This is a genomic window from Sporosarcina sp. Y838, assembly GCF_056786515.1.
This window is the reverse complement of the sequence record NZ_JBXCJD010000005.1, coordinates 224,417-236,115: the sequence shown is the minus strand read 5'-3', so window position 1 is coordinate 236,115 and position 11,699 is coordinate 224,417. Positions and strand designations below refer to the sequence as shown.

13 protein-coding genes are annotated in these 11,699 nt (G+C 38.9%); 9 read left to right on the top strand and 4 right to left on the bottom strand.

Annotation, left to right across the window (positions count from 1 at the left end):
- Positions 1-8: 8 nt before the first annotated feature.
- Together AC1TO4_RS09415 and AC1TO4_RS09410 are read right to left on the bottom strand one after the other, a co-directional pair.
- The gene (locus AC1TO4_RS09415; protein ID WP_482105103.1) at positions 9-431 is read right to left on the bottom strand and encodes a nitroreductase family protein; all 423 of its coding nucleotides are present in this window, start codon (positions 429-431) and stop codon (positions 9-11) included.
- A gap of 12 nt (positions 432-443) precedes the next feature.
- Positions 444-578 (bottom strand): hypothetical protein, encoded by a 135-nt coding sequence (locus AC1TO4_RS09410; RefSeq protein WP_482105102.1) that lies wholly within the window; start codon positions 576-578, stop codon positions 444-446.
- A gap of 164 nt (positions 579-742) precedes the next feature.
- On the opposite strand from AC1TO4_RS09410, the gene AC1TO4_RS09405 reads away from it, so the two are divergent.
- The 8 genes from AC1TO4_RS09405 (at position 743) to AC1TO4_RS09370 (ending at position 8,407) form a co-directional block, all read left to right on the top strand.
- Positions 743-1,963, top strand: coding sequence for an MFS transporter (locus AC1TO4_RS09405; RefSeq protein ID WP_482105101.1), 1,221 nt, complete (start codon positions 743-745; stop codon positions 1,961-1,963).
- An 11-nt stretch (positions 1,964-1,974) separates the two neighbouring features.
- On the top strand, positions 1,975-2,445 hold the full coding sequence (locus tag AC1TO4_RS09400) for a DinB family protein (RefSeq protein WP_482105100.1): 471 nt from the start codon (positions 1,975-1,977) through the stop codon (positions 2,443-2,445).
- Positions 2,446-2,705: 260 nt separating this feature from the next.
- A complete protein-coding gene (locus AC1TO4_RS09395) occupies positions 2,706-3,116 on the top strand; it encodes a MarR family winged helix-turn-helix transcriptional regulator (RefSeq protein ID WP_482105099.1) in 411 nt (136 codons plus the stop codon).
- 4 nt (positions 3,117-3,120) lie between these two features.
- A complete protein-coding gene (locus AC1TO4_RS09390) occupies positions 3,121-4,296 on the top strand; it encodes an MFS transporter (RefSeq protein ID WP_482105098.1) in 1,176 nt (391 codons plus the stop codon).
- A gap of 322 nt (positions 4,297-4,618) precedes the next feature.
- A complete protein-coding gene (locus tag AC1TO4_RS09385; protein ID WP_482105097.1) occupies positions 4,619-6,220 on the top strand; it encodes a BCCT family transporter in 1,602 nt (533 codons plus the stop codon).
- 154 nt (positions 6,221-6,374) lie between these two features.
- Positions 6,375-7,049, top strand: a complete 675-nt coding sequence (locus AC1TO4_RS09380; protein ID WP_482105096.1) for an SOS response-associated peptidase — start codon at positions 6,375-6,377, stop codon at positions 7,047-7,049.
- A gap of 15 nt (positions 7,050-7,064) precedes the next feature.
- Positions 7,065-7,772 carry an NAD-dependent deacylase gene (locus tag AC1TO4_RS09375; protein ID WP_482105095.1) on the top strand — a complete coding sequence of 236 codons (708 nt, stop codon included), beginning with the start codon at positions 7,065-7,067 and terminating at the stop codon, positions 7,770-7,772.
- 71 nt (positions 7,773-7,843) lie between these two features.
- Positions 7,844-8,407 (top strand): hypothetical protein, encoded by a 564-nt coding sequence (locus AC1TO4_RS09370; protein WP_482105094.1) that lies wholly within the window; start codon positions 7,844-7,846, stop codon positions 8,405-8,407.
- 57 nt (positions 8,408-8,464) lie between these two features.
- Here AC1TO4_RS09370 and AC1TO4_RS09365 read toward each other — a convergent pair whose 3' ends face one another.
- Entirely contained in the window at positions 8,465-9,079 is a 615-nt protein-coding gene (locus AC1TO4_RS09365; protein ID WP_482105093.1) for a DUF3298 and DUF4163 domain-containing protein, read from the bottom strand.
- Between the two features lie 689 nt (positions 9,080-9,768).
- Here AC1TO4_RS09365 and AC1TO4_RS09360 point away from each other — a divergent pair.
- Positions 9,769-10,200 (top strand): YkvA family protein, encoded by a 432-nt coding sequence (locus AC1TO4_RS09360; RefSeq protein WP_482099871.1) that lies wholly within the window; start codon positions 9,769-9,771, stop codon positions 10,198-10,200.
- A gap of 79 nt (positions 10,201-10,279) precedes the next feature.
- Here the strand turns inward: AC1TO4_RS09360 and AC1TO4_RS09355 are convergent, their stop codons facing one another.
- Complete coding sequence (locus AC1TO4_RS09355; protein ID WP_482105092.1) at positions 10,280-11,140, bottom strand: SAM hydrolase/SAM-dependent halogenase family protein; 861 nt, start codon at positions 11,138-11,140, stop codon at positions 10,280-10,282.
- Between the last annotated feature and the right edge of the window lie 559 nt (positions 11,141-11,699).

Below are 11,699 nucleotides of genomic sequence, written 5' to 3'. Positions count from 1 at the left end.
AAATTTTTTTAATCAATCCAAGTTGTGAATTCACTAAAATTGGTCTTTTTAAAAGACTTCGGTTCCATTTCGGGATAACCGAGGTAGATAAATGCAAGAACTTCACCTTTTTCGGATAGTCCAAAAAAGTCTCTTACATTCGGATGATAACAAATTGCACCTGTTCGCCAGATTGCACCTAGGCCTAACGCGTGAGCAGTCAACAGCATATTTTGGATACTGCTACTGACAGCGGCATATTCTTCTTTTTCAATGATATTCTCTTTTTCTCCCGGTTCCATACCAACCGCGATAATAACGGGGGCGCGCAGGGGATTCCTTTTGCTTCGTTCAATTTTCGATTGACTACTCTCGGACGGCGGATCTTCCTGTTCAGCACTTGTAATCTCTCCTAGGACTTTACCTAACTTTGTTCTACCATTTCCTCGCAATACGAAGAATCGCTAAGGTTCCGTCCTATGATGGTTGGGTGCATAAGTACCCGATTCAATAATCTTTTCAATAAGATCCACTGGTACAGCCTGTTCCGTTACTAGTGGAATGCTTCTTCGTGTTTTGATTGCTTCATGTATGTTCAAATGAGTCGCCTCTTTCTATTGGTGGTCAATCATTACTACATAAGTATATCGACATAAGAAGCTATAATCATTAATTTCGAATTATAAAGCATCCAAATACTCTGAAATTGATATATACTTGTTCTATGAAGTTTTTATCAGCAAAGAAAGGACGTGAGAATCAAATGACAAAAATAAAAGAAGCAGGTCCACTGGGAAATCCCGTATATCCAATCATGTTTGCAATCGGTGGTGTCCATTTGCTGAACGATACGCTGCAAGCAGTGGTTCCCGCAATGTTTCCCGTCCTTGAAAAGGAAAGGGGACTTACCTTCACTCAACTTGGATTCATTTTTTTCGCTTTGAATATGGTTGCATCCGTTTTACAACCGGTTGTCGGGTATTTCAGTGACCGAAAACCGAAACCATATGCATTACCGATAGGGATGATGTTCTCATTTGTAGGAATAGGAGGGATTGCCCTTTCCCCGGACTACTGGATGATTATTGTCTCTGTTATGTTTCTCGGGTTCGGTTCCGCAATTTTTCATCCGGAAGGGTCAAGAGTATCTTTCATGGCGGCAGGATCGAAGCGTGGACTTTCTCAATCTATTTATCAAGTAGGTGGAAATTCTGGACAGGCATTAGCCCCATTGATCAGTGCATTTATTCTAGTGCCACTTGGACAAATAGGAGCGGCGTTATTTATGCTTGTCGCAGCACTTGGTATTTTCATCTTACTAAAAATATCCGCTTGGTATAAAAAACAGCTTGATCAGGAGAAGTTGAACAATCGCAAGAAAGTGTTGCTATCATCCATAGGAAAGCTAACAAAAAAACAAGTGGGAACAGCGCTTGTATTACTGCTTGTCATCATTTTTGCCCGTTCATTTTACGTTACGAATATCACTAGCTTTTTCATCTTTCATTTAATGGATAAGTATCAGCTTATTGATAAAGAAGGGCTATTATACATATTCTTGTTTCTTGCACTCGGAGCGGTGGGGACGTTTTTCGGCGGGCCAATGGCTGATAAATTTGGCAGAAAGAATATCATAGTTCTTTCGCTCGCTGTGCCGATACCCTTATGTCTACTGCTCCCATACGTCCCGTTATGGGCTGTTGCCCTATTACTCATGACCATTGGGTTTTTCATTATGCTCAGCTTTTCAGTTACGGTCGTCTATGCCCAAGAACTTGTTCCGAGCAAAATTGGGACGATGGCAGGGCTGACAGTGGGTCTGGCATTTGGTATGGGAGCGATTGGATCCGTCGTCATCGGAATGTTGATGGACCAGCTTGGTATTTTCCCGACAATGATTATCGTTTCATTTTTACCTATTATTGGTCTTGTCGGTTTAGCGCTACCACGTGATCGGAAAATGACGGCTGAAACTGCTTTGTAAGGAGAAAAGTGATGAATAAATATTGTGGATATGCACTAAATCAGCTGAAGGTTTCCATTAACTCCATTCGTGAGTTAGTAAATCAATTAGATGACCATTCATTACAAATTAGACCTACGCCTAATAAATATTCAATTGGAGAGTTATTGGAGCATTTGGCAACAATTTGTGTAGCAGATTACCAAATCGCTGAAGGTGCAAGCAGGGATGAAATGACAGCGTATTATTCAACGATTAAATTGGCTTCTCTAGAAGAAATTAAAGATGCATTGTTGAGTAATTATACTTTTGTAGAAGAAAAATTCGCCACATTTAATGCTGAAGAATTGCATATGAAAATGACTTCTTATTGGGGGACTACATATTCAAGATATGAATGGTTGCTAGAAATAGTGGCTCATGTCTATCATCATCGGGGGCAACTTCATTCAATGCTAGTCCATTGTTGTGGGGTGGATCATGACGTACAGCTATTTGAATAGTTGTAGCTAAACATGTGTATAGATACTTAGAAATTAGTTGTGTATTGTTAAATTTTATCTCCATATATTATAAGGTTGGCAGTATTATTACTTACACTGTTCATCTAGATGAAGCGGAAAGGTTCTATAAACCTATTGAATTATTATGACAAGTGATCCCCGTACATTGGGATTGCTTGTTTTTTTCTGTTTACTTTACAAGCTTTGGTTGGCGAAGTATGATTAAATAGTTAGCTAGGTAAACAAAGGAGTTAATATGTATGAATCCACTATTTCATGAACTATTTCAAAAGACCCGTATGTTGAGTAAAGAGTTAAATAAAACGCTGAAAAAATATGATTTATTTGCGGCGCAATGGACGGTGTTATATTGTGTTAAGCAGCATGAGGAAATGAAATTAACAGATATATGGAAGTATTTAAATGTGGAAGCCCCAACAATTACGAGGACTGTCAGTCGCCTTGAAGACCTCGGGTGGGTCAGGACATTTGAAGGAATAGATCGAAGAGAAAAAGTTGTATGTCTTTCTGAAGAAGCGATAACAAAGTTCCCGCTAATAGAGGCATCAATTATTGAATTTGAGAATGAGTTTCTAAAAGATCTGTCAAAAGAAGATGAGCTGTTATTAATGGGTTTATTGAAAAGCCTTGATAAGGAAAGGAGTGAGTAAATTAGTGAAAAAAGAACCCATTTGGACTAAACCTTTTATAAGTTTATTTTTCACAAATATTTCAGTTTTTACTGTATTTTACGGACTCGTCACTACATTGCCACTTTATGCGGTTGGCGTGTTAAAGCGTACAGACGAAGAAGCGGGTTTATTAATGACGATATTCTTACTATCTGCAATTGTTGTCAGACCTTTTACGGGCAAGATATTGGATATTGTAGGGAAGCGGAAAATGTTATGGAGTGCCCTAGTCCTCTATTTGATATGCACAATCCTCTATTATTTTATCCAACCATTTGCAGGACTTCTAGTATTGCGGTTTGTGCAGGGGATATGGTTTAGCATTATCACTACGGCGGCGCTGTCAATAGCTGCAGACATAGTGCCCATGAAACGAAGAGGCGCGGGCCTTGGTTATTTTAATATGTCGACCAATTTAGCTGTTGTTCTTGGCCCATTAATTGCGTTATATCTAATTCAAAATTACTCGTTCGATGTGTTGTTTATTGTTCTAAGTATTCTAATGGTTATAGGTGTCCTTACATCCTTATTGACGCCGGCTGGAAATATTTCAGCAAAAAGTATTGGACTAACTAAATTGAAAATAGGAGACTTATTTGAAAAAGGAGCGTTGCCGATAGCTATGCTTGGTAGCTTAATCGCTTTGTCATATGCAAGCGTATTGTCGTATCTATCAATTTACGCACAGGAAAAAGGTCTCCTAGCACTCGCAAGCGCTTTTTTTCTAGTGTTTGCAGCTGTGATGCTCCTGACTCGTCCATTTACAGGTATGCTATTTGACGAAAAAGGTTCACAATATGTAATCATTCCCGGATTTATTTCATTTGCACTTGGTCTTTTCCTATTAGCAAATATGGATTCGGCAGTGTCCTTTTTAGTGGCAGGAGCGTTTATTGGATTTGGTTATGGAGCGCTCATACCTAGTTTTCAAACACTTGCTGTACAGTCGACAAAGCATGAAAGAAGTGGATATGCGACTGCTACATTTTTTACGTTTTTTGACACGGGACTTGCTCTTGGATCGTACGTTTTAGGTTTGGTGGCTTTCCATTATGGTTATCAATCAGTTTACGTCATGTCAAGTGCTCTAGTATTTGCTGTATTTATCCTTTATTTACTAATTATACGAAGAAGAAAAAGAAACGAACAAACAATATAATTTGATAGAAAAGTCGAGTTGATAGGATGCACTTCGCCTAGATAGTCTCATTCCCTATAAAAATATGTTTTAAACAATTTCTTTTTCTTGGCCGCCTCAAGTGGTTTAACCACTAGTCTAACGGCTTCGGCTCCCCCTAAGAAGGCATTAGCGCTCAAAATAGATAAGTGAAAGTTGAACCTGGAATATATGGGTTCATCTTTTTTTTTGAAGAAAAACTGAGATATTTTAAATATATTTCATTTAGGTAGACATTTGCACTTTAGAGTGAAGTGCTTTAGGGTATATAGTTATTAACTAAATTAATAGGGGTCGGTTTTCTTTGGACAAAAAGTTTTGGAAGAATCCAGTATTTTCAATTTCAGCATCAGTTATTTTTGTGCTAGTGCTATTAGGAGCGGTTTCACCGATACAATTCGGATATGTAGCAAATTTATTGTATGATTTTACAACGGTGAACTTTGGCTGGTTTTACCTGCTTACTGTATTTATTATAGTCGTATTTCTAGCTGGTCTGGCAATCAGTAAATTTGGTGCAATTAGAATAGGTGGAGATGAGGAGCGACCTGATTATCCATTTTTCACATGGATTGGTATGTTATTTTCGGCAGGATTTGGAGTAGGTCTTGTTTTTTGGGGTGTAGCGGAACCGATGAGTCATTATTTCACCTCACCGATTGAGGGCGTCGAGCCGCATTCAGAACAGGCGGCGCGGGTTGCGATGGGTTACTCATTCTTCCACTGGGGCATTTCACAATGGGCAATTTTTGGAATTGTCGGATTAGTAATCGGTTTTCTGCAGTTCCGAAAGAAAAAAGATGGACTCATTTCAACTGCATTAGAACCACTCATTGGAAACAATAAAAAAGTGAAGATTGGCATTGATTCCTTTTCTGTCATAGCCACTGTCATGGGTATTGCCACCTCACTTGGGCTCGGAATTTTACAAATGAGTGGGGGATTAGAGTCAGTTTTCAAAATTGAAAGTACGTTCACTATACAGTTAATCATCATTATTATTGTCTTTATATCTTATATGATTTCCGCATCCTCAGGATTGAATAAAGGTATTCGGTATTTGGGGAATTTCAACTTAGTATTGGCAATTGCGATGCTATTATTCTTCTTTATTGTAGGTCCAAAAGTATTTATTTTAGAAACGTTCACTTTAGCACTTGGTGATTACATAACGAATTTCATTCAATACAGTTTACGTTTGCAACCTTATCAAGGAGGAAGCTGGGTACAAGACTGGACAATATTCTATTGGGCATGGACAATTGCTTGGTCACCTTTCGTGGGCGCTTTTGTTGCACGTGTATCCAAAGGGAGAACGATTCGAGAATTCATCGTTGGAGTGATGGTTCTTCCACCGGTTTTCGCATGTATGTGGATTGCAACTTTGGGTGGGACAGCGCTTTACAGTGACTTGAATAACGGCACAAAAATAGCAGAAGCTGTAGAAGCGGATGTTACATCGGCAATTTTTGCGACATTTGAACACATGCCTTTTACAGGATTAATGTCCGGTTTGGCAATTCTATTAATATTCACATTCCTTGTCACTTCCGCAGATTCTGCAACATATATCCTTGCTAGTATGACAACAAATGGGAGTCTATTTCCGCCCCTAATTGTCAAGATGACCTGGGGAGTACTTATGTCCGCAATCGCAGCGGTGTTATTGTACGCGGGAGGTCTGGATGCGCTCCAATCCGCTTCTCTAGTGGCTGCCTTGCCATTCACGGTACTCCTTCTACTACTGGTATTCGGAATGGGGAAATTGTTGAAAAAGGAACCTATTACAGTCAGACCTTCAGATATTAGAAATTTTGAACGTGTGGAAAAGGAAGCGAAGAAAAAGGCAGGAACTGATAAACCGCAAGTACCTTCATCTAAAAGAAGGAACCAACAGAAAAAGTAAATTATAATCAAAAAATGCAAGCCTCTAGGTGATTAGGGCTTGCACTTTTTTTTATTAGACTACATACTCATCAGTTAACGACGTTTCACATGATTCAAACATACAACAATGGTAGAGTTAGGTAAACAAATTCCATTTACAAAGGAGGATTTCTATGTGTGGTCGATTTACATTGTTTGCCCCTTATTTTGAAATGATCGAACGCTTTGACATTGAAGTAGCATTTCAGGAAAATGATTATATTCCGAGTTATAATATCGCGCCTTCCCAACAAGTTGTTGCCATTATCAATGATGGGAGGAAAAATCGATTGGGTCATTTGCGGTGGGGGCTTATCCCTCCTTGGGCAAAGGATGAGAAAATTGGATATAAAATGATCAACGCAAGAGCTGAGACTGTTTCAGAAAAACCGAGTTTTCGAAATTCATTTAAGAAGAAACGATGCCTTATTCCAGCGGACTCCTTTTATGAATGGCAGAAAGTAGAGGATGGAAAAGTACCAATGCGCATCAAATTGACATCTGATGAGGTATTTGCTATTGCGGGTCTATGGGAGTCATGGGTTTCAACGGATGGAAGTATCATTCATTCGTGTACAGCCATTACGACAGTGCCAAATGAGTTAGTAAAACCTATTCACAATCGTATGCCTGTCATACTAAAACGTGAAAATGAGGCGGCTTGGCTTGATCCTAAAAATGAAGATATCGAGTTATTAAAAAGTCTATTGATGCCATTCGATGAAAAACAAATGGAGGCATACATTGTTTCTACTGCAGTTAATTCGCCGAAAAACAATGAAAAATCTCTAATTATTGAAGTTTGTTAAGAAGGAGGACTTCGAATGTTGGCGGAGTTAATGGAGAAATCAAATTATACTATTGTCTATACAGGTGCTGGTATGTCCACAGAAAGCGGTTTACCTGATTTTCGGTCTGCAAAAACTGGGCTATGGGAAAATGAAAGTCCTGATCAAGTTGCAAGTACAGAAGCTTTAAATCTTGATGTAGAACGGTTTTTTTCCTTTTACCGTCAACGTGTGCTTGGAGTAAAAGATTGTAGTCCGCATAAAGGCCATAGTATCTTAGCTAAATGGGAAAAGGATGGGCTTATACAAGGGGTAATTACCCAAAATGTTGATGGGTTTCATTCTGTTGCTGGCTCGAAAAATGTGATGGAACTGCATGGCACGCTGCAACAAGTCCATTGTGAATCTTGTGGGAAAGAATTCGGAAATGAGATGTATGAAGAAGAACGTTTCTATTGTAAATGTGGTGGCAAATTGCGACCATCTGTTGTTCTATTCGGAGAAGGGCTACCGGAAGATACTTTCATGAAGGCAGTGGAAGAAAGCGAACGGGCCGAGTTATTCATTGTATTAGGCTCATCACTGACTGTCACACCCGCAAATCAGTTTCCGCTTCTAGCAAAACAAAATGGGGCAAAGCTCGTTATAGTTAATATGGAACCAACGTTATTTGATGATTACGCAAATCTAGTCATTAATGGTCGACTGATTGGTGAAGTATTAATGGAAGCGGACTTCAATTAATCTCGTGAAGTAGCGAAACTTACTCGTCTGCAAAACGAACTAATAATAAATCGACCGAGAGGAGGTTTATTATGAAAAAGAAATTGATTTTAATTCCCTTGTGTTTATTTTTACTTTTGCTAGTGTTTTATAGGCCATTGCCCGTGGTAGCTTGTTCGTGTATGGAGCTACCTCCTCCAGAAGAAGCGCTTACTAATGCAACAGCTGTTTTTAGTGGGGAAGTAATTGCAATTAAAGATAGTAAGGGGATATATGGGGAAATGGGGAAAACGGTCAGTTTCAAAGTGAGGGAAGTATGGAAGGGCGACAATGGATCGGATATTTCCGTAGTTACAGGAAGTGATTCGGCAAGTTGTGGAATAGACTTTATAATTGGAGAAGAGTATATAGTGTATGCTCACGCATCGGATATGTATGGCAAGACGGTGCTTTCAACTACACTTTGTGACCGGACGACTGAGTTAAAGAATGCTACTGATGATATTTCTATGATTGGCCAAAGCCAAGTTCCGAAACAGCCTGAAAAAACTACTGAAACGTATGATGCGAATTACTTATTATACGCCGGATTCATTTTTGTTGCAGGATTAGTTGGTATTTTTGCTTGGACGCGTATGAGGAAAACTAAAGAGTAAGAAAAAAGCCTAATACTTTTTAGTAGTCTTAGTATTAGGCTATTTATTGCGGAGAAATTAAGTGAATGCCATCATCCGGTCTAGTGGGCCATCTGGCTGTATAATATCTGCCAGATCTTTAATGGGAATCGGGAAGTATGGGAAGCCCCAATAATATGGCGTAATTTCATAAAGCTGAAAATAGATGACAAGAGATGTATCTGCAATATAAAAGTCTTGGTCGCCGCGAATACCTTTGAAAGGAGGATCTAGAAGGTCGATATCCCAATCTTTAATTCTTTCTTCAATAATACCTGACAATTTTTTCACATAATCACTGTCCGTTTTGAATAATTCTTTCAACGAATACGCTTTACCTGTTTTTGTATCAAATGTGAGTGACTTAATGATAGTCATCCCATGCGCACCGCCTGTAAATGAATAAACGATTAAATTCAAACTGAGGATACCGCGCTGATTGTTTTTTAACTCGTAATAGGCTATCAATTCCACAAGGTCTTTATCGTAAAAACTTTGCTCTACTAGTATTTTATTCAGTGCAGATATAATAGCGTGATTAATTTTGCTTTGAACATTTGAGTTGGGCAATTGAGTAACAACTGGATAATAGACTTTGACGTTTGGTATAGCGTGGGGCAATTTTTTTGTTGCAATTGATACAGGAAAATCCATAGCAGCAATCCTTTCCTTTATATGAGGTAGTTCATCATATGTAAGGATGGATTAGGAAAGTCAAAAAACAGAGAATGAAATCCTAATGTTATTAGAATTTCACACACACACTCTTTTGTAGGACACAGCAAATTTCTGAATTCGGTCTTTAATTTCATCCCGTACTTTTTGAAAAACCATCCATTTCTCTTCTTCAGATCCTGTCGCACGAGCAGGATCATTGAAGCCCCAGTGCAAGTGAGAGATGTAAGGAGGAGTTATCGGACAGTTGTCGTTAGGATTTACACATAGTGTGATGACGTAACTAAGCCATAACTAGAACATTTTCATCAATTAGCTGAGAAGATTATTCGCTAATATCAATTCCAATCTCGCGCATTGCATCTACAGTTTTCAGATTTTAACCTTGAGCTTCAATTTCTGCTGTTTGGACTTCAAACGTATTACTCAAAATCTATCTCCCGAAACTTTTGGCAAGCGTTTTTAAATACTATTCAAGTTGAATTGTGATTCATAAACTTCCCCTTACGTAAAATTAGGGCTTAATCAAACTTCATTCATAACCATATAAGCAATTGGTTATGTATTGAAATGGTATTTTATAGGCAACTCGCTTATCCTGTCGAATGACACTCCACGCTGTTCCGTGTACAATTAAGGGAACGGACATTTAAGGTGGAGGTTTAGGTATGCATAAAAAACAAAAAGATTATGAAGATACTATGAAGAATTTCAATCCGGAACTATCTAACCATGTGGCAGAAAACCATTACTCTGATGAAAACTTTTGGAACAAAGTGAAGAAGCACGGGAAGCAAGCAGGGAAGACAACCGTTTATTACAGTTTGCTCCTCTATTATGCGGCGAAAAGTCCAGCGGTACCAAAATCAACGAAATTGATAATTGTAGGGGCGCTTAGTTATTTGATATTCCCAATCGATCTCATTCCAGATTTTATACCTGCAGTCGGATTGGTTGATGATGCGAGTGTCATTGCAACTGCTGTATATAAGGTTATCTCTCATATTGACGCTGATATGAAATTAAAAGCAAAAGTGAGATTGGAAAAATTATTTGGTGATAAATTACACGATGAAGAAATAGACAATCGATTCTTATAAAGGAAAATGCTAACGTGGGAATGAATTCCGCGTTAGCATTTTTTGATTGGTATAATGGTTTTCTTGGAATAATAAAAAGTTAATCATACCCAATTCGCGTTGTTTTACGAATAACAACCTCCCAGTTTGTTCCTGTGCCAACACGGTATGCGTCCGCAAAAGAACCTTGATTGATGGCGATACCGATATTGTCGAGTGAATTTACATAGACGAGGGGCTCACCGATATGCAAATCTGCAAATGACCTTCCGAAGGTCATTATATTGTTATATATGGTTCGGCCATCTGTTGTTATAGAAACTTCAATTGAATCACCGTACTGCTCCACAATTTCCCCGAATTGTAACCTGCTAATATTCGTCCACAGATTGCCGAATGGGCGATCGATAATATCGACTATCCCTGTAATTGTTTCATTCGTAATTGTCGACATTTTTAAAGGTAGTGTAATAATCGTTGAAGGATCAGCTGAAGGACCAATATCTTCAAATTGGATTACCCCAGCAGCAAGCCGGGCACCCGTGTAAGCAAAAATATCACGGCCATGGAACGTATGGGATTCGCCAGAGTTAGGGAGCCGGTTTTTTGTTTCATCGATTACCCGGACTTCAGTAATGTTGATGAATTGCGAAACGTGCGTTAATGTTCCGTTATCCGGTGTAATGATGTATTGGTCATTTACTGTTTTTGCAACTACAGCACGCCGATCAGAACCTACACCAGGATCTACGATGGATACGAATACGGTTTCGCTCGGCCAATAACCAATCGATTGCAATAAACGATAGGACGCTTCCCAAATATTATATTGAGGAATTAGATGTGTAATCTCAAAAATCGGAATTCCACGTTGAACTGAGTTTGCTACTCCATGCATTGCACTAACTGCACCATCACTTTTTCCGAAATCCGATTGAAAAACTAATAAACCTTTTGTCATTATTAAACCACTCCTCATTTTTATATAATATGTACTTCTAAACAAAAAAATCCCGCCCAAATCAATCGCCAATCGATTGAAAAGGACGAGATATAAACTCGTGTAACCACCTTTTTTCGCTACTCATTCACATGCGTAGCCTCAACAAGTGCAGAATCCAATCATAACGGATTCTAAACTGTGGTTTTGGTAACGGGTACCAAAACCCGCAAACATCTACTAATGCTAAATTGCACGTTCAATGAAGAGCTCAGAGACCATTTTTCTAGTGGAACCTTTCTGCTTCTTTTCATCTGCCGAAGCTTTCTGTCAGAAATGTACACACTTTACTTTTCTCTTCATCGCCTATTCATATTAATGAATAATTTACATGGTTTCGAATGAAAAGTCAAATGATTCGAGGTTAATGAGATACCAAGAAAAAACCAGTCACTGGATGGAGGGCACTGAAAAAGTCCGATATCCTTCAATTCCGTTGATTTTCGTTCCGAGCGGACGCTTTCCGCGGGCACGGCTTCAGCCTCCTCGTCACTGCGTTCCTGCGGGGTCTTCCGCTCGC

Excerpts from the sequence above, each read along its gene's own strand:
- AC1TO4_RS09360 (WP_482099871.1), top strand. The coding sequence starts at position 9,769 with ATGCATAAAAAACAAAAAGATTATGAAGATACTATGAAGAATTTCAAT.
- AC1TO4_RS09365 (WP_482105093.1), bottom strand. The coding sequence starts at position 9,079 with ATGGATTTTCCTGTATCAATTGCAACAAAAAAATTGCCCCACGCTATA.
- AC1TO4_RS09380 (WP_482105096.1), top strand. The coding sequence starts at position 6,375 with ATGTGTGGTCGATTTACATTGTTTGCCCCTTATTTTGAAATGATCGAA.
- AC1TO4_RS09355 (WP_482105092.1), bottom strand. The coding sequence starts at position 11,140 with ATGACAAAAGGTTTATTAGTTTTTCAATCGGATTTCGGAAAAAGTGAT.
- AC1TO4_RS09370 (WP_482105094.1), top strand. The coding sequence starts at position 7,844 with ATGAAAAAGAAATTGATTTTAATTCCCTTGTGTTTATTTTTACTTTTG.
- AC1TO4_RS09395 (WP_482105099.1), top strand. The coding sequence starts at position 2,706 with ATGAATCCACTATTTCATGAACTATTTCAAAAGACCCGTATGTTGAGT.
- AC1TO4_RS09400 (WP_482105100.1), top strand. The coding sequence starts at position 1,975 with ATGAATAAATATTGTGGATATGCACTAAATCAGCTGAAGGTTTCCATT.
- AC1TO4_RS09405 (WP_482105101.1), top strand. The coding sequence starts at position 743 with ATGACAAAAATAAAAGAAGCAGGTCCACTGGGAAATCCCGTATATCCA.
- AC1TO4_RS09375 (WP_482105095.1), top strand. The coding sequence starts at position 7,065 with ATGTTGGCGGAGTTAATGGAGAAATCAAATTATACTATTGTCTATACA.